Here is a 447-nt window from a genome sequence, read left to right as displayed (position 1 = left end):
CGATCATCTCGTTCTGCGGGATCGCCCGCCTCCACTGCTTGTGCGAGTGCTCCAAAACGTCTGGTTTCCATTCCGCAAAGGCGCGGATCATGGGCGCCAGACTTCCTTGCTGCAGGCTCGGGCATAACGCGTTGCGGCCCCAGCCGATCGGGCGAGCAGGTTCCGGGAAGCGAGTCCAATTCTCACGTCGGTTCTCTGTGACCTGATGCGCGTTGTCCCCGGCCATACTGGCGCGGCGAACAGTTCATGACCCGCTTGAATGCCGTGCTGAAGGACTTCTCGGACTCGTACCCAAGCGCGCGGCCGATCCCGGCAATCGAGTCGCGGGAATGCGTCAGCCTGTCTGCGGCGAGCCTCATTCGCCAGCGCGTCAGGTAATCCATCGGCGAGACGCCGACAAGTTCCCTGAACCGAAGCGCGAAGGTTGTGCGGGACATGGCGGCTTGC

At 63.1% G+C, this 447-nt stretch carries 1 protein-coding gene; it reads right to left on the bottom strand.

Annotation, left to right across the window (positions count from 1 at the left end):
• Window positions 1-182: 182 nt before the first annotated feature.
• Window positions 183-447, bottom strand: a 265-nt coding sequence (locus SB771_RS33500) for a helix-turn-helix transcriptional regulator (RefSeq protein ID WP_410721852.1), incomplete at its 5' end; no start/stop codon positions are given.

It is taken from the genome of Burkholderia sp. SIMBA_051, from assembly GCF_046534915.1.
Lineage (GTDB): Bacteria > Pseudomonadota > Gammaproteobacteria > Burkholderiales > Burkholderiaceae > Burkholderia > Burkholderia ambifaria.
The sequence above is the reverse complement of the archived record's forward strand: the minus strand, read 5'-3'. Positions and strand labels throughout refer to the sequence as shown.